The sequence below is a fragment of the Vibrio ostreicida genome, from assembly GCF_013074385.2.
GTDB classification, from domain to species: Bacteria; Pseudomonadota; Gammaproteobacteria; order Enterobacterales; family Vibrionaceae; genus Vibrio; species Vibrio ostreicida.
In genome coordinates this window covers 155,796-176,963 of record NZ_JABEYA020000002.1, presented here as the reverse complement: position 1 = coordinate 176,963, position 21,168 = coordinate 155,796, and the positions used below count along the sequence as shown (strand labels likewise).

The following is a 21,168-nucleotide window of genomic DNA, read 5'->3' as shown; positions in this document are numbered from 1 at the left end:
TTTTACAATAACTAATATATGAAATTTAAAGTCACTCATGGAGCATAAAAAGTCACAAAAAATCCAAAAACACACAATCGAGACATGATTTTGATTGCAATGCAATCGGATATAAATGTAGGATAATTTCACCAAAATACTAAATCGTGTAATTTTATAGGCACTAAAACGCCGGTAATGACCGATAGAAATAGGTATGAATCACTCGACAGTGATCAAACATGGAATTCACCAGGATGTGTTATCTCGCAATTTTTTCTTGTGGGATAAACAACGAAGTCAAGCTTACCCGTCAAAACGACTTCGAATCACAATGTAAAGGACAAGACGCGAGCCAGCGGAGACTGGGACAATCTGCGTCGATTGAACAGGAAGGATGTCGCTATGTCAGAGAAACAATCCGTTTCACAAGGGCTGTATACGCCGGAATTAGAACATGATGCTTGTGGCATCGGCTTTGTTGCCCACTTGAAAAACCGCAAATCGCATCAAATTGTGAAACAGGCTCTAGAGATGCTAGCGCGAATGGAACACAGAGGTGGACAAGGGTGTGACCCATGCAGTGGTGACGGCGCCGGTATCTTGTTACAGAAACCCCACGAATTTCTCTTGGAAGAGGCCGTTAAACTTGGCATCAAACTGCCTTGCTTCGACCAATACGGTGTTGGTGTCGTGCTCTTTCCAAGAGACAAATATCAACGTGAGCAGTGCAGAGATATCCTAGAGCGTAATGCGCAACGTTTAGACCTCGAAATCATTGGTTATCGGGTTCTGCCGACCGACAACAGTATGATTGGTGCCGACCCGCTCAGTACAGAACCTCAATTTGAACACGTATTTGTCACAGGCGGCCCCGCAACCACTGCCAAAGAACTTGAACGTAAACTTTACGTTCTGCGCAACTATACCATCCGAGTGTGCCTTGAAAGCGTCTCAAATATCAAAGACGGCTTTTATATCAATTCAATGTCTTATAAGACTCTGGTTTACAAAGGCCAGCTCACCACAGAGCAAGTACCACAATATTTTTTAGACTTACAAAACCCAACCATGGTGACGGCACTGGCGCTGGTGCATTCACGTTTCTCGACAAATACGTTCCCGAGATGGCGACTGGCTCAGCCATTTCGCTACATTGCTCACAATGGTGAAATTAATACGGTTCGCGGCAATTTAAATTGGATGAAAGCACGTGAAGCCATCATTGAATCCGACCTTTTCACTCCCGCTGAAATAGAGATGCTCCTCCCTATTTGCCAAGAAGGTAGCTCTGATTCGTCTAATTTTGATATGGCTTTGGAACTGCTGATCCTCTCGGGGCGTAGCTTACCTCACGCTCTAATGATGATGATCCCTGAAGCATGGCAAGAAAATACCAACATGGATCCAACACGCCGTGCCTTCTATCAATATCACGCCAATGTTATGGAACCCTGGGATGGTCCAGCCTCTATCTGTTTTACCGACGGCGTTCAAGTGGGGGCAACTCTTGACCGAAATGGCCTACGTCCCTCCCGCTATACTGTAACGAAAGACCACTATCTCATCATGGCGTCAGAATCGGGCGCGGTTGATGTAAAACCAGAAAATGTCCACTTTCGTGGCCGCCTCCAACCTGGCCGTATTTTTGTTGCCGATTTAGAGCAAGGCCGAATCATTTCCGATCAAGAAGTGAAAGATACCATCGCTCAATCTCAACCTTATGAAACTTGGGTACAAGAAAATCTACTCACATTAAATCACCTATCTGACGCAAGCAATCAGTTCAGCCAGCCTTCCCCACAACGCTTGCTCCATCGCCAACAAGCATTTGGCGTCAGTAGCGAAGAGGTCAATGAACTTATCGTTCCCATGGCAAGAGAAGGTAAAGAGCCTTTATCAGCAATGGGGGCTGACTGGCCACTAGCCATACTGTCCCATCAGTCACAACACCTCTCAAACTACTTCAAGCAGCTTTTTGCTCAGGTGACCAACCCTCCTATCGATCCCATTCGTGAACGAATGGTCATGTCGCTCAATACCTACTTAGGCAAAGATCAAAATCTCCTATCAGAAACCCCGCTTCATTGTCAAAAGGTAGAGCTTGACTCCCCCGTACTGGCTAACTCTGAATTGGAAAAACTACGTGCGATTGACAATGAACATCTTCAGGCGAAGACACTGGATATCGTCTTCCAAGCTAATGAGGAAAAGGGCAAACTTGAGCGAGCACTAAAACGTATCTGTCAGTACGCGGAAGACGCTGTCGTCGATGGGTACTCTATTCTCCTACTAACAGACCGCGCTATAAACTCTAACCATGCGGCTATACCAGCCATGCTGGCAGTGGCAGCCGTTCACCATCATTTAATTCGTAAGGGGCTCCGTGCCAAGTGCGACATCGTGGTTGAAACCGGTGATGCACGAGAAACACACCACTTTGCCACCTTGCTTGGTTATGGCGCAAATGCGGTTAACCCATACCTAGTGATTGAAACCATCATTGACCTTCAGCGCACCAAAAAATTGGACCCTGCGGTTAGCCCACGTCATCTATTCGATAACTATCGCAATGCAATCAATGGCGGCCTGCTGAAAATTTTCTCCAAAATGGGGATTTCAACGCTGCAGTCATATCATGGTGCTCAAATTTTTGAAGCATTAGGGATTCATCGTTCTGTGGTTGACAAATACTTCACGGGTACCGTTTCTCGAATTCAAGGGATCACTTTGGACGATATCGCCAAAGAAGTCCTCATCCGTCACCGAATAGGCTATTCACAGCGGGAAATACCGTTGCAACTGCTTGATGTAGGCGGTGTTTATCAGTGGAAGCAACGTGGTGAAAAGCACCTTTTTAATCCAGAAACGATCTCTTTGTTGCAAGAATCTACGCGAAACAAGAATTATGAGCAGTTCAAACAGTACGCTTGCGCGGTGGATAAACAAGGCGATAACGCGGTTACGCTGCGCAGCCAGCTCGCTTTTATCAACAACCCAGCAGGCGCTATCCCAATTGATAACGTCGAATCGATAGAGAGCATTGTTAAACGCTTTGCGACCGGAGCCATGTCATTTGGTTCTATTTCTTATGAAGCTCACTCAACACTGGCTGTGGCAATGAATCGCTTAGGAGCTAAGTCCAACTCCGGTGAAGGCGGTGAAGACCCCGCTCGCTTCAAACGCCAACCAAACGGTGATTGGGAACGCTCCGCAATTAAGCAGGTCGCATCCGGTCGATTTGGGGTGACCTCTTACTACCTGACCAATGCTGATGAATTGCAAATCAAAATGGCTCAAGGCGCAAAACCAGGAGAAGGGGGGCAGCTCCCAGGCGATAAAGTGGATGACTGGATCGGAGCCACCCGTCACTCAACCCCAGGGGTTGGCTTAATTTCGCCACCACCTCACCATGACATTTATTCAATCGAAGATTTAGCTCAACTTATTTATGATTTGAAAAATGCCAACCGAACGAGTCGTGTTAACGTAAAACTCGTCTCTGAAGCCGGTGTCGGCACCATTGCATCTGGCGTCGCAAAAGCCAAAGCTGACGTGGTACTTATTGCGGGTTTTGATGGCGGAACTGGAGCGTCACCAATGTCTTCCATTCGCCACACTGGTTTGCCTTGGGAATTGGGCCTAGCTGAAACACATCAGACACTGTTAAAAAACGGACTGCGCAACCGTATTGTTGTTCAGGCAGATGGTCAGATGAAAACACCTCGCGATCTCGCAGTCGCAACCTTACTCGGTGCAGAGGAATGGGGCGTTGCCACGGCAGCACTCGTGGTGGAAGGTTGTATCATGATGCGTAAATGTCATAAAAACACCTGCCCCGTGGGGATCGCGACACAAAACAAAACTCTACGCGAACGCTTTGATGGCCGTGTTGAAGATGTCGTCACATTTTTTCAATATATGGCTCAAGGCCTACGTGAAATCATGGCAGAGCTTGGCTTTCGTACGATAAATGAGATGGTTGGACAAAGCCACAAGCTAAAAATTCGTCAAGACATTACTCATTGGAAATATAGGAACCTTGACCTGTCTCCATTGCTGCACCTTGAGCCAGCTCGCGATACAGACGGGGTCTTCAACCAAATACAGCAGAACCACAATCTAAACGAGGTGCTCGATCGTCAGCTGATTGATGCGGCACTGCCTGCATTGGAAGGGAGAAAGGCGGTCAGTGTCGAGTTCCCTATCGTCAACACTGACCGCTCGGTAGGCACAATGCTGTCGAATGAAATTTCAAAGGTTTACCAAGATAAAGGACTCCCACTCACATTCAAAACCAAGTTTAAGGGAAGCGCAGGCCAATCCTTTGGAGCGTTTCTGGTAAAAGGAGTGAGATTCGAGGTAGAGGGGGATGCAAACGACTACTGGGGCAAGGGCCTGTCAGGCGGTACTTTAATCCTCTATCCAAACCAAAAATCAAGCATGATTGCCGAAAACAACATTGTCGTAGGTAACGTTTGTTTCTACGGTGCAACTTCTGGTGAGTCTTTCATTCGTGGCATGGCGGGTGAGCGGTTTTGTGTCCGAAATTCTGGGGCCACCGTCGTCGTTGAAGGTATCGGAGATCATGGTTGCGAGTACATGACAGGGGGAGCCGCGATTATTCTGGGGCCAACAGGCCGCAATTTTGCGGCAGGAATGAGCGGTGGCGTGGCGTATGTTTGGGATACGTCAGGTGACTTAGAATCTAAGTTAAACCACGAATTGGTTGATTTGGATCCTATCGGACAAGAAGACAAAATTTTATTGCTTGATCTGCTCAACAAACATATTCAGTTCACCGCAAGTACCGTTGCTCAATCATTTTTGAATGATTTTGAGGCAAACCTGACTTCAATGATCAAGGTCATGCCACGTGATTACAAAACCGTACTTCACAAGCGTCAGGCTCAAACCGAGCCTCAGAAAACAGCAACAGTCATGGAGGCCATATAATGGGAAAGCCTACTGGATTTTTGGAACATGGTCGAGAATTACCAAAGAAGATCGATCCAAAACAGCGGATCAAGAACAATAAAGAATTTGTCCTCAACAAAGAGTTTGGCCATAAAATCAATACGCAGGCTTCTCGCTGTATGGATTGTGGTGTGCCTTTTTGTCACAACGGCTGCCCTATTGGCAACATCATCCCCGAGTTCAACGATGCCGTGTATCGTGATAGTTGGGAAGAAGCATGGAATATTCTGAGCTCGACCAATAATTTCCCAGAATTTACGGGCCGAGTGTGTCCGGCCCCTTGCGAAAGTGCCTGTGTACTCGGCATCAATCAAGACCCTATAACCATTTGTAATATAGAAAAGACCATCGTAGAAACGGCGTATCGTGAAGGCTACGCTAAACCCAAAACACCTCGTTCTCGCACTGGAAAAACAGTAGCCATCATCGGTTCAGGCCCTGCTGGCCTTGCGGCTGCTGAGCAGCTAAATAGCGCTGGTCATACTGTGACAGTATTCGAGCGAGACGAAAAAGTAGGTGGTCTGCTGCGTTTTGGTATCCCAGATTTCAAACTGGGCATGGACGTAATTGATCGTAAGGTAAACCTCATGGCCGAGGCGGGTATCAAGTTTAGAGTCAATCAACACGTTGGAATCAATGTCAATGCTCAGCAATTGCGCCAAGAATTTGATGCCTTATTACTCACTGGCGGTTCAACGGTTCCGCGTAATTTATCCGTCCCAGGTCGTGAGCTCAGTGGTGTCTACTTTGCTCTGGAATTTCTCAACCAGAACAACCGTCGAGCGAACAACATGAGTATAAAAGGTAAAGAGATTCACGCGGCAGGCAAACACGTGGTGGTCATCGGTGGTGGTGATACAGGTTCAGACTGCGTAGGTACCTCTAACCGTCATGGTGCGGCCAGTATTTCACAAGTTGAAATTATGCCTATTCCACCAGAAAAGCGACCAGCAAACATGCCTTGGCCACAGTACCCCATGATTCTTCGTACATCGAGTTCTCATGAAGAAGGGGCTGACCGTCATTGGAATATTCTAACTAAAGCCTTCATCGGCGACGAAGAAGGAAAATTGACAGGCCTACGTATCGCTGACATCGTTTGGGATACGCCACAAGAAGGCGAACGTCCCCACTTCAATGAAGTTGAAGGCAGTGAAAGAGTGATACCTTGTGATATGGCGTTTCTAGCGATGGGCTTCCTTCATCCAGAACCAACCGGTGTATTGGCTCAGCTAGATATTGCACTGGATGATCGTGGTCACGTCGCTACTCAGGACTTTGCCACTAATCAAGCCGGTGTTTTTGCTGCGGGTGATATGCGTACTGGTCAATCTTTGGTTGTACGTTGTATTAACGAAGGACGAGAATCCGCACGAGCAATCGACCAGTATCTAATGGGAAGCTCCCACCTTGAAGCAAAAGCCAGTTCTATGATGCTTTCCGCTTAACTCAAGCACCAACTTAACGTACTGACTCGTAAAGCGCATTAAACGAATAAACAACCAATTATTCAAAACTTAATATTTAGGCCATCATTGTGTGATGGCCTAAATACGCATTGCCCCAAAACCCTATCGGTAATGCATTAATCATAAGCAATTGATATTAATTGAATTTTTACCACAAATATTAAATAAGAAAGGCACTGATGTGATGTGGTACCAAAAACTTGACCTTTTTTACCATAAGCGATAGGTTGTCAGGTCAGACAAAAAAATCGTGAACGGTTTAACGCATAACCGCAGTGTAATTTTAATTATAAATGCAAATAGACATCTTTAAATTAGATAACTAGTCACAATACCAACCCTTTCTATGTTGGTAGTTCTGTCAGGAAGATGGAAAAGCAAAGGGAGAATTGCAATGGCTTTATATGATCCTAGTTTTGAAAAGGACAACTGCGGATTTGGCTTAATTGCGCATATGGAAGGGCAGCCAAGTCACAAGCTAGTGAGGACCGCAATATCGGCATTGGATCGCATGACGCACCGTGGCGGGATAGCAGCAGATGGTAAAACGGGTGATGGATGTGGGTTACTATTGCAGAAACCGGATACGTATTTGCGCTTAGTCGCTGACGAGTGTGGTTTCAACCTCAGTAAGCAATATGCCATTGGCATGATTTTCTTTAGCCAAGACCCGATTAAAGCCCAATCAGCAAAAACCATCATCAATCAAGAATTAGCTCAGGAAACACTGTCCGTTTCAGGTTGGAGAGATGTGCCGACCAACTCAGACGTATTAGGTCCCATCGCCCTTGACTCACTGCCAACTATCCAACAAGTCTTCATCTCAGCGCCTGCTGGGTGGCGTGAGCGAGATATTGAACGTCGCCTGTATATTGCGCGTCGGCGTATTGAAAAGAAAATCATTGATGATAACGACTTCTATATTTGTAGCCTATCCACTCAAGTACTCGTCTACAAAGGCTTGTGCATGCCAGCGGACTTACCCCGCTTTTATCTCGATTTAGCAGATTTACGTATGGAGTCGGCAATTTGCCTGTTTCATCAGCGGTTTTCAACCAACACTCAACCACGTTGGCCGTTAGCTCAACCGTTTCGCTATCTGGCACATAATGGCGAAATTAATACCATCGACGGAAATCGTCAATGGGCTCGAGCGCGCGCATACAAATTTTCTTCTCCGTTGTTGCCCGATTTACAAACCGCCGCCCCATTTGTTAATGAAACTGGGTCTGATTCTTCTAGCTTAGATAATATGCTCGATCTCTTTTTGGCTGGTGGAATGGATGTATTCAGGGCAATGCGAATGTTAGTTCCACCAGCATGGCAAAACCATCCGGATATGGACCCCGATCTTCGTGCTTTCTATGATTTCAATTCAAAACACATGGAACCGTGGGATGGACCTGCCGGCATTGTCTTATCTGACGGTCGCTACGCTGCCTGTAACCTCGATCGCAACGGTCTTAGACCCGCCCGTTATATCATCACCAAAGATAATCTGATTACTCTGGCCTCTGAAGTAGGAATTTGGGACTACACCCCTGATGAAGTTGCCGAGAAAGGCCGTGTTGGCCCAGGAGAGCTCCTTGTCATCGATACCCGTAGAGGAAAACTTTGGCAATCCAGTGAAATAGACAATGATCTCAAAGGTCGCCATCCCTATAAAGAATGGATGGATAACAACGTCCATAAACTGACACCCTTTAGCCATTTATCTGATGATTTAGTCGGAGAACGTAGCTTTGATGATGATCGCCTAAAGACCTATCAAAAGCAGTTTGCGATGACCAATGAAGAGGTAGATCAGGTTCTTAGGGTTCTGGGTGATCTCGGACAGGAAGCCGTTGGTTCGATGGGGGACGACACACCGATGGCGGTGTTGTCATCCAAAGAACGCTTGATAACCGATTATTTTCGTCAAAAGTTTGCTCAGGTCACTAATCCTCCGATCGATCCCCTTAGGGAAAAGCACGTCATGTCATTGGCCAGCAGTATTGGCAAGGAAATGAACGTTTTCTGTGAGACCGATGGTCATGCGCATAGAGTCACCTTTGATTCTCCTGTTCTGCTTTATTCTGATATGCAGCAGTTACTTGAGTTAGGAGATGAGCATTACCGTAATACTATTCTGGACATAAATTACGATCCAGAATGCAAAACGCTGCACCAAGCCATTAAAGATTTATGTCATCAAGTAGTTAAGGTCGTGCGTGAAGGAACCGTTCTGATTATTTTATCAGATCGAGCTCTCGTCAAAGGTAAATTACCCATCCCAGCGGCCATGGCGGTAGGGGCCGTCCAAAGCCAACTCATCAAAGAAAACCTCCGCTGCGATGCAAATATTCTGGTCGAAACGGCCACCGCACGTGACCCTCACCAATTTGCTGTGATGTTGGGTTTTGGCGCGACGGCCGTTTACCCTTATCTGGCTTTCGAAGCACTCGGTAAACTGATTGATGATGGTGTGCTAGATAAAAGCTATCGTCAGGTCATGCAGAACTATCAATATGGCATTAACAAAGGCCTTTACAAAATCATGTCAAAAATGGGCATCTCAACCGTTGCTTCTTATCGTTGCTCACAATTGTTTGAAGCGGTCGGGTTGAGTCGAGACGTGGTTCAATTGTGCTTCAAGGGCGTCACCACAAGGATTGAGGGCGCAGATTTTGATGATTTTCAGCAAGACTTATTCAACCTATCACGAAAGGCATGGACAAAACGCAAAGCGATTGAACAGGGTGGCCTGCTCAAATATGTTCATGATGGAGAATATCATGCATACAACCCCGATGTAGTCAGCACTTTGCAGCAAGCAGTGCAATCCGGTGACAATAGCGATTATCAACAATATGCAAATAGGGTCAACATGCGCCCCGTGGCTATGCTTCGCGACCTCATGACTTTAAAAACATTAGACTCACCTCTATCTCTCGATAATATAGAGCCAAGCACCGAGTTATTTAAGCGATTCGACTCAGCAGCCATGTCGATCGGCGCGCTCAGTCCGGAGGCCCATGAAGCTCTTGCAATCGCGATGAACCGTCTCGGCGGCTACTCAAATTCTGGGGAAGGTGGAGAAGACCCCCAACGTTTCGGTTCAGAACGAAACTCGAGAATCAAGCAGATTGCCTCAGGCCGCTTCGGTGTTACCCCTCATTACTTAGTTAATGCCGATGTTCTACAAATAAAAGTCGCTCAAGGTGCAAAACCTGGAGAAGGTGGACAGTTACCTGGACACAAAGTCACCGCAGAAATTGCCAAACTGCGCTATTCCGTGCAGGGCGTGACCTTGATTTCTCCCCCACCACATCACGACATCTATTCCATTGAGGATTTAGCTCAACTTATTTTTGATTTAAAACAAGTCAACCCGAATGCACTTATTTCGGTCAAACTCGTCTCTGAGCCTGGGGTCGGGACCATTGCTACCGGAGTGGCAAAAGCCTATGCCGACCTTATCACCATTTCTGGTTATGATGGAGGAACGGCTGCCAGTCCGATCACTTCAGTGAAATACGCGGGTAGCCCATGGGAACTTGGACTTGCAGAAACTCAACAGGCTTTGGTCGCCAATGGGTTACGGCATAAAATTCGTCTGCAGGTTGATGGCGGTCTAAAGACCGGCCTAGATGTCGTAAAAGCCGCCATTTTGGGCGCCGAAAGTTTTGGGTTTGGCACCGCCCCTATGGTGGCCATGGGGTGTAAGTTCTTACGTATTTGTCATTTGAACAACTGTGCCACAGGCGTAGCAACTCAAGATGAAACATTACGTAAAACGTTTTTTAAAGGTCTTCCTGAACAAGTTATCCATTACTTTAGTGGTCTGGCCGATGAAGTTCGAGAGCTCCTAGCACAACTTGGCGTGGAAAAATTGACTGACCTCATAGGAAGAACCGATTTAATCGAGACCATTCAGGGTATAACAGCAAAGCAAAGTAAACTCGACCTATCCAATATTCTTGACGTACCCGTGTCTTCACAAAACTACCCCTTGTTCTGGACCGAAGCTAACACTCCCTTTGACAAAGGCGAACTTAACCAAAGAATTGTCAGTGATGCTCTTGCTGCCGTCGAGGCCCGTCAGCCTGCCCGCTTCTTTTACAATGTCATTAATACTGATCGTTCTATCGGGGCGAGTCTTTCAGGTGAAATCGCTAAACGCTATGGTAACCAAGGCATGGTCACGAGTCCGATCACCTTGCACCTTGATGGAACTGCTGGGCAGTCGTTTGGAGTCTGGAATGCCGGGGGATTGGAACAATACCTGACAGGTGATGCCAACGATTACGTAGGAAAAGGCATGGCGGGAGGGAAGCTGGTATTAAAACCTCACCTCGGTACCGCATTTCGATGCAATCAGGCAACGATTATGGGAAATACATGCCTATATGGTGCCACGGGAGGCAAACTGTTTGCAGCAGGTAAAGCGGGCGAACGCTTTGGTGTGCGCAACTCCGGAACCATTGCGGTTATTGAAGGAGCTGGTGACAACGCCTGCGAGTATATGACTGGCGGTATCGTTGCGATCTTGGGGGCAACAGGCGTGAACTTTGGCGCGGGCATGACAGGTGGGTTTGCTTACGTCCTTGACCAAAACAACGATTTTGAAGGGAGAGTCAACAATGAATCTGCCGAAGCCATTGGACTCAAAAATCTACCGATCCACCAAGAGCACCTTCGCGGCTTGATTGCCGAGCACCTAGAAGAAACACAGTCTGTTCATGCTGAGTCAATATTAGCAAGCTTTGATGAATGGATTCCAAAGTTCTATCTGGTGAAACCCCAAGCCTCGGACTTGAAAACATTGCTTGGTCACCAAAGTCGCAGCGCAGCAGAATTGCGCGTTCAAGCTCAGTAATCATGAGGGAGGTGTAAATAATGAGTCAGAACGTTTATCAATTTATCGATGTTCAGCGCGTTGATCCGGCTAAAAAACCGCTTAAAGTGCGTAAAATCGAATTCGTAGAAATCTATGAGCCATTTACTAAGCAGCAAGCCACCGCTCAGGCTGATCGCTGTTTAGATTGTGGTAACCCCTACTGTGAGTGGAAGTGCCCTGTTCACAACTACATTCCACAGTGGTTAAAACTCGCTAATGAAGGTCGAATTTTGGAAGCAGTTGAGTTGTCTCATCAGACGAACAGTCTTCCAGAAGTCTGTGGCCGTGTTTGTCCACAAGACAGACTGTGTGAGGGTTCCTGTACGTTAAATAACGATTTCGGCGCTGTCACTATAGGTAATATAGAAAAATACATCACGGATAAGGCATTCGAAATGGGCTGGAAACCCGATATGTCTAACGTCGAGTGGACCGATAAAAAAGTCGCCGTTATTGGAGCAGGACCCGCTGGATTGGCCGCCGCCGATGTGCTAGTCCGCAACGGCGTCAAACCTGTGGTTTTTGATCGTTACCCTGAAATTGGCGGGTTGCTGACTTTCGGTATCCCTTCATTCAAATTAGAGAAAGGGGTAATGGAAAATCGCCGTCATATTTTTACTGAAATGGGCGTGGAGTTTCATCTCAATGTCGAAATTGGTAAAGACAGATCAATGCAATCTCTTATCGACAATTATGATGCCGTGTTCCTCGGTGTGGGCACCTACCAGTCCATACGAGCCGGACTCGATAACGAAAATGCATCCGGTGTTTATGACGCCCTACCCTTCCTGATTTCTAACACCTATAAAGTGATGGATTTAGAAGAAATTCAACCTGCAATGGATATGACGGGTAAAAGGGTTGTTGTCCTTGGTGGAGGCGATACCGCCATGGATTGTGTTCGGACCTCAATTAGGCAAGGCGCCTCAAGCGTGATATGCGCCTATCGTCGTGATGAAATCAGCATGCCGGGCTCCCGTAAAGAGGTAAAGAACGCCAAAGAAGAAGGTGTTAACTTTATGTTTAACCTCCAACCGCTGGGTATTGTCATCGATGATGGTGGCCAAGTAACGGGCGTTAAAGTGATTAAAACCACCCTCGGTGACGCTGATGAGGTAGGACGTCGTAGAGCAGAACCTATAGAAGGCAGCGAGCATGTTCTTGATGCTGATGCGGTTATCATGGCTTTCGGTTTTCAACCACATAAAATGGATTGGTTGGATTCATATGGTGTCGAACTCGATCAATGGGGCAGAATAAAAACCTCATCCAATCAACCATTTCAGTTTCAAACCAGTAACAAAAAAATCTTTGCCGGTGGCGATGTGGTAAGAGGCTCAGACCTAGTCGTGACAGCGATTGATGAAGGGCGCAAAGCAGCAGAAGGCATCTTAGACTTTCTGGATATTTGATTGTGTTTGGATAAAGATCAACAGGCTGGTGAATCATCATCCGTCTTTTGGTTATACAGCACGTGATCATTCAGGCATACAATAAATACGTTACGCGACAGGGATCTTGTCACATGAAAAAATTCGTCCTTATATCAATAACCTTACTGGGTTTAACCGCTTGCAGCCAAGGATTCGCCACCATGACAGACCGCACATCGTCTCCCTGCGGAGATAAGCCAAATTGTGTTTCCACACAGGACACTCGCACCGACTATGCCCTTGAACCATTTGTTCTCCATTCGGACGCTAACATCAATGATATTCTAAATGCAGCACTGCAACTGCCGGGAGCCAAATCTGCCGTAAAAACTGACAGTTACCTGCGTATCGAATGTACTTCTAAGATCTTGCGTTTCGTTGATGATCTTGAATTACGGATAGAAAATGGCAAGCTTTTGGTGCGGTCAGAATCTCGAGTAGGTTACTCAGATTTTGGTGTGAATCGCAAACGGGTTAAAACGTTAAGGGGTATCCTCACCGCTGAGGGGCTGATCCAATAAGAATGAAAAACCGAAGCACAAGCTTCGGTTTTATTCGGAATAACTCAATTAGTCACGAAAGACAACCAGTCTCTTTGGCGCAATTTTGCCATCGTCACTAATATCTCCCACGCCAATAAAAAGCTTATCTTCACCCATGGTCAACCGAATCGGACCAGTCTCGGGAGCGCCAAGTACTTGGACGGGCTGGCCATGTTGGACCATATCCGCCAACTCAGGAATGAGGTTAACTTCTTCCAAATCCTCTACAGCGGTGTCCATTGGCATTAAAAGTGGGTCAAGCAACTCACGTGGTGCTTTTTCTTCACTATGGGCCTGCTCAAACAACGCATTGAGTTGATCCAGTGTCACCATGTTCTCATATGGATACTTAGCAACCGCAGTGCGGCGGAGCATAGTCACATGAGCACCACATCCGAGCATCTCACCTAAATCATCAACGATAGTGCGTATATAGGTTCCTTTAGAACAGTGGATTTCCATTTCCACTTCATCACCTTCAAAGCGATGTAAAACAATCTCGAAAACGGTTATTTTACGTGACTCTCGAGGGACCTCGATACCTTGACGCGCGTACTCATATAATGGCTTACCTTGATACTTCAATGCAGAAAACATCGAAGGAATCTGATCGGACTCCCCACGGAAGGTCTCGATACAGGCCTCCAACTTGGCCATTTCAACCGCAACGGGACGGGTTTCAACCACATCACCATCTGAATCAGAAGTGTTGGTCCGCTCACCCAATTTTGCAATTACCCGATAGCGCTTGTCGGCTTCAAGAAGAAACTGAGAGAATTTTGTCGCCTCTCCCAAACAAATCGGTAACATTCCCGTAGCCAAAGGGTCAAGAGCACCTGTATGTCCCGCTTTCTCAGCAAAGTAAAGGCGTTTTACTTTTTGCAAAGCATCGTTTGATGAAATGCCTGTCGGCTTATCCAATAGGATGACACCATCGACTGGGCGACCTTTACGACGGCGAGCCATTACTCGTTGCCTTCTTCTAAACTATCGTCTTCGCGACCTGAATCTTTTTGCTTACGCTTGTCTTCAGTGAGTACCTCACTGACCAAATTAGACATGCGCATACCTTCAACTAGGGTGTTGTCATATTGAAAGCGAATTTCTGGCGTCAAGCGCAAACGAATACGTTTGCCTAGGATCATTCGAATTTGTACTTCATGCTCACGCAATGCGGTAAGGCAAGATTCAGGCGTCTGCTCTCCCACACACAGAAAAGTCACAAATACTTTTGCATAAGCAAGATCACGGGAGACTTCAACGTCCGAGATCGTTACCATTCCTAAACGAGAGTCTCGCACTTCGCGTTGCAATATCATTGCAAGTTCTTTTTGCAGCTGCTGTGAAACCCGCTGCGTTCGGCTAAATTCTTTTGACATAAAATTTCTCACAAATAGAAAGAATGGGGGGATGGTCAAATGCCAGCCCCCCATGGTGTATTCAACAACCAATTACCACTTATCTGTCAACGATATCGTGGTTAATGTTAGTCAATTAGTCCAGTGTACGTTTGATTTCCACTGTTTCGAAGACTTCGATTTGGTCACCAACGCGAACATCATTGTAGTTCTTAACGCCGATACCACATTCATAGCCATTCTTCACTTCTTGAACATCGTCTTTAAATCGACGCAGTGACTCAAGTTCACCTTCGTAAATAACCACGTTTTCGCGAAGTACACGGATTGGGTTATTACGCTTGATTAAGCCTTCAGTAACCATACAACCGGCGATCGCGCCAAGTTTAGGTGATTTGAAGACATCACGAACTTCAGCAAGGCCGATAATCTCTTGCCTAAATTCTGGTGCAAGCATACCACCCATGGCTTGCTTCACTTCATCAATCAATTGATAAATGATTGAGTAGTAACGCAGATCTAGATTCTCAGTCTCGATAGTACGGCGAGCAGATGCATCAGCACGTACGTTAAAGCCAAGAACAATCGCATTTGATGCCGCGGCCAACACTGCGTCAGTCTCAGTAATACCACCGACACCAGAACCAACAATATTGACTTTCACTTCATCCGTCGACAGCTTACGTAATGAATCAGAGATAGCCTCAACTGAACCTTGTACGTCCGCTTTCAGGACAACATTTAACTCAGCGACTTCACCTGCTTCCATGTTCGAGAACATATTTTCAAGTTTCGCTTTCTGCTGACGAGCAAGCTTAACGTCACGGAACTTACCTTGGCGGTAGTTAGCAACTTCACGTGCTTTACGTTCATCACGTACAACCGTTGCTTCATCACCAGAAGCAGGGACGCCAGACAGGCCTAATATTTCAACCGGAATAGACGGACCAGCAGTCATGACTTCTTGGCCATTTTCATCGCGCATTGCACGGACGCGACCATATTCCTGACCACAAAGGACAATATCACCCTTATTCAGCGTACCTGACTGAACCAGTACAGTCGCTACCGGACCACGACCTTTGTCTAAGCGCGATTCGACAACAACACCTGAGGCCATGCCTTCTTCAACTGCATTGAGTTCAAGAACTTCTGATTGAAGGAGAATAGTCTCAAGCAGGCCTTCAATATTAGTTCCTTGTTTAGCAGAGATGTGAACAAACATGTTCTCACCGCCCCACTCTTCAGGAATAACATCATACTGAGCCAGCTCATTCTTAACGTTGTCTGGATTCGCGCCTTCTTTATCGATCTTATTCACAGCAACAATCAAAGGAACGCCCGCAGCTTTTGCATGCTGAATGGCTTCAATTGTCTGTGGCATTACACCGTCATCAGCAGCAACAACAAGGACAACGATATCCGTTGCCTGAGCACCGCGGGCACGCATAGCAGTAAAGGCTGCGTGTCCAGGAGTATCCAAGAAGGTGATCATGCCGTTTTCAGTTTCGACATGATAGGCGCCAATATGCTGGGTAATACCTCCTGCTTCGCCAGAAGCAACATGCGCTTTACGAATATAATCCAGTGTTGATGTTTTACCGTGGTCTACGTGACCCATGATGGTAACTACCGGAGCACGATGTACCGCTTCCGCATTATTATCACGATCCAATAGAACAGCCTCTTCTAGCTCGTTCTCTTTACGAAGAATGGCTTTGTGGCCCATTTCTTCGGCAACGACTTGGGCCGTTTCCTGATCGATCACCTGATTGATGGTCGCCATTGCGCCCATTTTCATCATTACTTTAATGACCTCGGTCCCTTTCACTGACATTTTGTTCGCCAGTTCAGAAACAACGATGGTCTCTCCAATAACAACGTCAGATTTAGCAACGGTTGCTGTCTTATCAAAACCGTGTTGCATAGAAGTTGGCTTAGCGAGTTTGCCTTTGTTGCGACTTTTTCCGCCACGCTGATTACGCCCACCACGAGCAGGTTCTTCAGCTTTCTTCTTCTTCTTGCGACGACCGCCCTCTTCTTTACGGTCAGCAGCATCTTCAGCTTCACGAGCATAAGAAGACGTCGTAACGTGATAGTCAGAATTTTCCAACTCTTTCTTCTTACGTTCTTCTTCTGTCCAACGAGCTTCGTTTTCTTCAGCCAGTTTACGAGCTTCTTCAACAAGCTTAGCGGCTTCTTCTTCCGCTTTACGCTGGGCTTCTTCTTCCTGACGACGTTTTAGTTCATCAGCTTCTTTTTTTGCTTCCGTATTCACTTCCGCACTTTTTGCATTCATGTCTTTTTTAGCCTTATCAGCTTGTACGCGTTTGGCTTTCTCTTCAGCTTCACGTTTTGCGTCCGCTTCTCGTTTCGCTTTCTCTTCGGCCTCGCGTTGTGCTTTTTCTGCAGCTTCACGTTGTGCTAACTCTTCAGCTTCACGCTTCTCATGTTCTTCGGCTTCACGCTTTGCTGCTTCCTCAGCCTCACGATTTGCGTCATCTTCGATAGTGCTGCGTTTCACATAAGTTCGTTTTTTTCGAACTTCTACTTGAACATCTTTACTCTTGCCGCCACCCGCATTGACGCTGAGTGTACTACGAGTTTTACGCTGTAGAGTCAAACGAGTCGGAGAGGTATCACCTGAAGTGTCACCATGCTCTTTTTTCAGGTAAGTAAGAAGCTGTTGTTTTTCTTCTTCCGATACCTGCTCAGAACTCGCTTTTGTCATACCGGCATCAGCAAGTTGCTCTAACAAGCGGTCCACTGGTGTACCAATTTCTTCACTCAGTGCCTTAACAGTAATTTGTGTCATGCCGCTTTCTCCTTGCTGAAATTATGCGTCTTCGCCAAACCAACAGATATTACGTGCAGCCATAATCAGCTCGCCCGCATATTCTTCAGTTAGGCCTTCAATATCTTCGATATCATCAATACCCTGATCCGCCAAATCTTCGAGTGTAATGACTCCTTTGGCTGCCAGTTTGAATGCCATCTCACGCGCTAAACCCTCAAGTGCTAATAGGTCTTCCGCAGGCTCTAGGCCGTCAAATGACTCCTCCTGAGCAAGCGCTATAGTGGTCAGCGCATCTTTTGCACGATTACGTAGCTCTTCGATGAGATCTTCGTCCAAACCATCGACCTCAAGAAGTTCGTTGACTGGCACATACGCAACTTCTTCTAATGAAGAGAAACCTTCTTCAACAAGTAGTTGAGCAAAATCTTCTTCAATATCAAGGTACTTCATAAAGTTTTCAATTGACGCTTGCGACTCTTCTGCATGTTTTTTATGCAAGTCAGCAACCGTCATCACATTCAGTTCCCAGCCTGTAAGCTGAGAGGCCAAACGCACATTCTGACCGCTGCGTCCAATCGCTTGTGCAAGGTTATCCGCTTCAACGGCAATGTCCATCGCATGGGCATCTTCATCAACAATAATTGATGCCACATCAGCAGGGGCCATCGCATTGATAACAAACTGCGCCGGATTGTCATCCCACAGCACAATGTCAATACGTTCGCCGCCAAGTTCACCTGATACAGCCTGAACACGAGCGCCGCGCATACCTACACAAGCACCAACAGGGTCAATGCGCTTGTCATTGGTTTTGACCGCAATCTTGGCACGAGAACCCGGATCGCGGGCGGCACCTTTAAGTTCGATAATCTCTTCCGCTATTTCCGGGACTTCGACACGAAACAGTTCTGCCAACATTTCAGGCTTAGAGCGCGTAATAAATAGCTGGAAACCACGAGCATCTGGAGCAACACGATAAAGAAGTCCGCGAACACGGTCGCCTGGGCGATGGTTTTCACGTGGGAGTTGATCATCACGTAAGATCACCGCTTCCGCATTATTACCCAAATCCAAAATAATGTTCTCACGAGTGGCTTTCTTAACAACGCCAGTGACCAGTTCACCCTCATTATCAATAAACTGCTCAACTATCTGTGCTCGCTCAGCTTCACGGACTTTTTGCACAATGACTTGCTTCGCAGTCTGTGTCGTGATTCGGTCGAATTTAACAGACTCGATTTCATCTTCAATAAAATCGCCCAGCTCGCAGGATTCATCGTCGTATTGTGCTGCCTCGATAGAAATCTCTTTGGTTGGGTGCTCTACATCCGCCACCACTAACCAGCGACGGAAAGTATCGAATTCACCCGTTTTACGGTCAATCTCAACTCGTACGTCAATTTCAATTTCATGCTTTTTCTTCGTGGATGTAGCCAAAGCAATTTCAAGGGCTTCAAAGATACGCTCACGAGGTACCCCTTTTTCATTCGATACCGCTTCCGCTACCGCTAAAATTTCTTTACTCATTTTAAATAGCCTCTAAGACCTTAATTAAAATTTCGGGATCAGGTTAGCTTTTGAAATGTTGCTAAGCGCAAATTCTTCAGCGTTACCGTCCACAGTAACTGCCACTGTTTCACCTTCGATAGAATGGATAATCCCCTTCCACTTACGACGATTTCCAACAGCCATTTTCAAAACAAGGCTTACCTCATGACCAATAAATTGTTGGTAATGTGCCGCTTTGAAAAGTGGTCTTTCTAAACCCGGAGAGGACACTTCTAGGTTGTAAGCAACGGTGATGGGGTCTTCAACGTCCATCACAGCGCTGACTTGCCGACTCACTTCTGCACAATCATCGACTGTGATACCATTCTCATGGTCAATGTAAATACGTAACGTTGAATGTTCGCCTGCGCGAATGAATTCCAATCCCACCAATTCATAACCTGACGCTGCAACTGGCGCGTCAAGCATTTCAGTAAGTTGTCTTTCTAAACCAGTCATTTAAACCACTCCAGAAACAAAAAAAGGGCTCAGAGCCCATTTTAAATTCCAAGCAATACCCAAATAACCAAAAAGTGGAAATTCAGATAACAAAAAACCCCGAAAGTCGGGGTTTTTTGATGCTGGACCCTGATGTGTTAAGCACACCGATGTTGCTTAACTCACAGCAGCTATAAGCGACTGTGCAAACTTGCCAACATCCTATAAAGGATTGGTTGCGGGGGCCGGATTTGAACCGACGACCTTCGGGTTATGAGCCCGACGAGCTACCAAACTGCTCCACCCCGCGTCCGACTTGTCGAGCATTATACGCTCTCCAAGGTGTATTACAAGTTTGTAAATAATGGTGCCGAGAGAGGGACTCGAACCCTCACACCAAAGGCACTAGCACCTCATGCTAGCGTGTCTACCAATTTCACCATCTCGGCAGCTAATTCTATTCTTAAGCTAGAAAAAAGCTTATTGAGGAATTTCATCACCCGTTGGGGCTGGAACTTCACTCGCTGCATCGTCAGCTTGCTGTATCACTTGACCTTGAGTCGGGTCAACCCACTGAGATTCAGTTTTATGGGTGGACATGTTACCTAAGACTAAGCTGAGGATAAAAAATACTGTTGCAAAAACTGCAGTCATTCTGGTTAGGAAGTTCCCCGAGCCACTTGCGCCAAACACTGTGTTTGATGCACCTGCTCCGAATGAGGCTCCCATATCTGCGCCTTTACCTTGTTGAATCAACACTAGGCCAATCACACCGATCGCTGCCAACAGGTAAATCACAAGTAGAACTGTAAACATTGCTTCCACCTATGTTCCAAATTGTTGAGCCAGCGCCGTTCGAAAACATCTCACGAACAAGGCTAGCGACCTCCCTTGTGAAGGCGGAGCAATACTAGCGAAACGTTATACCGCTGACAAGCATAATTTTTCAAAAAAAGAGTCACTGAGGGCTAAATGGTTAAAAAAAGGACAAAAACACAATTTTGCTCTCGAGATCGTGCTGTTTAACTCATTGAGTGAAATTCAGGGCTAAAACCCACCACTCCTTTTCTTTCGTTAAATTCATTTTCCGTCAAAGCAATGGCATGAAAGTCCTGTGACGTCGTGTCCCTTTGGCTTTGCAGATTGTATTCTTGACCAGGTGCAAATCCAAATTGGCCATAAAATTTCAGGTCACCCATCACGACACAAGCAGGGTAATTGAATTCTGTTAAAATAATAAGCCCTTCTTTTACTAGCTCTGTCGCAATACCTTGGCGACGATACTCAGGCTTCACGGCTAAAGGCGCAAGGGCCTGCCAGTTTAGTTCTTCATCATTGAGGGTGACAGGGCTAAACATAACATAACCCACAACCTCACCATCGTCATTGCAAGCAACAAGCGACAACGTTCTACGACCGTTTTCTCTCAACCTCATCACGAGTTCAGCTTCTGAATCGGTCTCAAAAACAGATTTAAGCAATCTATCGACTGCGAGTATATCCACCGGCGCTTCAGTTCGAATTAGCATTTATAACCTCTTTGAGTGTAATCGGTAATTGTAACCTTTTAATCACGAAATCAACTAACAGATTTATTCTGATTAGTGAGCAGCTAATCAGTAGTGGACCGTGTGACTATTTGGCCCTTAAAGCCCTACCAACCTAATGGCACCATTCAGTTGTCCGAAGACATACCCTACAGATGTGTGTTTTCGTACTTAGCGTTACTATCTACGCTGAAAATCGGT

Annotated in this window: 12 protein-coding genes and 2 tRNA genes; 5 read left to right on the top strand and 9 right to left on the bottom strand. The window is 46.3% G+C overall.

Going from position 1 to position 21,168, the window contains the following annotated elements; genetic code table 11:
- The first annotated feature begins 384 nt into the window (after positions 1 to 384).
- The 5 genes from gltB (HLM86_RS04475) to HLM86_RS04455 all read left to right on the top strand — a co-directional run bounded on the left by gltB (HLM86_RS04475) (position 385) and on the right by HLM86_RS04455 (position 13,258).
- Positions 385 to 4,935, top strand: coding sequence for a glutamate synthase large subunit (gene gltB, locus HLM86_RS04475; protein WP_170882308.1), 4,551 nt, complete (start codon positions 385 to 387; stop codon positions 4,933 to 4,935).
- A complete protein-coding gene (locus tag HLM86_RS04470) occupies positions 4,935 to 6,404 on the top strand; it encodes a glutamate synthase subunit beta (RefSeq protein WP_170882307.1) in 1,470 nt (489 codons plus the stop codon). Before gltB (HLM86_RS04475) ends, HLM86_RS04470 begins: the two co-directional genes overlap by 1 nt.
- A 415-nt stretch (positions 6,405 to 6,819) precedes the next feature.
- On the top strand, positions 6,820 to 11,283 hold the full coding sequence (gltB, locus tag HLM86_RS04465) for a glutamate synthase large subunit (protein ID WP_170882306.1): 4,464 nt from the start codon (positions 6,820 to 6,822) through the stop codon (positions 11,281 to 11,283).
- A 20-nt stretch (positions 11,284 to 11,303) separates the two neighbouring features.
- Positions 11,304 to 12,716 carry an FAD-dependent oxidoreductase gene (locus tag HLM86_RS04460; RefSeq protein ID WP_076586269.1) on the top strand — a complete coding sequence of 471 codons (1,413 nt, stop codon included), beginning with the start codon at positions 11,304 to 11,306 and terminating at the stop codon, positions 12,714 to 12,716.
- Positions 12,717 to 12,829: 113 nt separating this feature from the next.
- The gene (locus HLM86_RS04455) at positions 12,830 to 13,258 is read left to right on the top strand and encodes a DUF1499 domain-containing protein (RefSeq protein WP_170882305.1); all 429 of its coding nucleotides are present in this window, start codon (positions 12,830 to 12,832) and stop codon (positions 13,256 to 13,258) included.
- Between the two features lie 48 nt (positions 13,259 to 13,306).
- Here the strand turns inward: HLM86_RS04455 and truB are convergent, their stop codons facing one another.
- The 9 genes from truB to HLM86_RS04410 form a co-directional block, all read right to left on the bottom strand.
- Positions 13,307 to 14,245 (bottom strand): tRNA pseudouridine(55) synthase TruB, encoded by a 939-nt coding sequence (gene truB, locus HLM86_RS04450; RefSeq protein ID WP_076586265.1) that lies wholly within the window; start codon positions 14,243 to 14,245, stop codon positions 13,307 to 13,309.
- Positions 14,245 to 14,658 carry a 30S ribosome-binding factor RbfA gene (rbfA, locus tag HLM86_RS04445; protein WP_076586774.1) on the bottom strand — a complete coding sequence of 138 codons (414 nt, stop codon included), beginning with the start codon at positions 14,656 to 14,658 and terminating at the stop codon, positions 14,245 to 14,247. Before rbfA ends, truB begins: the two co-directional genes overlap by 1 nt.
- Before the next feature lie 115 nt (positions 14,659 to 14,773).
- Positions 14,774 to 17,452, bottom strand: coding sequence for a translation initiation factor IF-2 (gene infB / locus HLM86_RS04440; RefSeq protein ID WP_170882304.1), 2,679 nt, complete (start codon positions 17,450 to 17,452; stop codon positions 14,774 to 14,776).
- A 21-nt stretch (positions 17,453 to 17,473) separates the two neighbouring features.
- The gene (gene nusA, locus HLM86_RS04435) at positions 17,474 to 18,961 is read right to left on the bottom strand and encodes a transcription termination factor NusA (protein ID WP_076586261.1); all 1,488 of its coding nucleotides are present in this window, start codon (positions 18,959 to 18,961) and stop codon (positions 17,474 to 17,476) included.
- Between the two features lie 24 nt (positions 18,962 to 18,985).
- On the bottom strand, positions 18,986 to 19,441 hold the full coding sequence (gene rimP, locus HLM86_RS04430) for a ribosome maturation factor RimP (RefSeq protein WP_170882303.1): 456 nt from the start codon (positions 19,439 to 19,441) through the stop codon (positions 18,986 to 18,988).
- A gap of 212 nt (positions 19,442 to 19,653) precedes the next feature.
- A tRNA-Met gene (locus HLM86_RS04425) sits at positions 19,654 to 19,730 on the bottom strand.
- Between the two features lie 55 nt (positions 19,731 to 19,785).
- A tRNA-Leu gene (locus tag HLM86_RS04420) sits at positions 19,786 to 19,869 on the bottom strand.
- Positions 19,870 to 19,900: 31 nt separating this feature from the next.
- Positions 19,901 to 20,236: a preprotein translocase subunit SecG gene (secG, locus tag HLM86_RS04415; protein WP_076586258.1), complete on the bottom strand. Its 336-nt coding sequence runs from the start codon at positions 20,234 to 20,236 to the stop codon at positions 19,901 to 19,903.
- A gap of 206 nt (positions 20,237 to 20,442) precedes the next feature.
- Positions 20,443 to 20,949, bottom strand: coding sequence for a GNAT family N-acetyltransferase (locus HLM86_RS04410; RefSeq protein ID WP_170882302.1), 507 nt, complete (start codon positions 20,947 to 20,949; stop codon positions 20,443 to 20,445).
- Positions 20,950 to 21,168 lie beyond the last annotated feature (219 nt).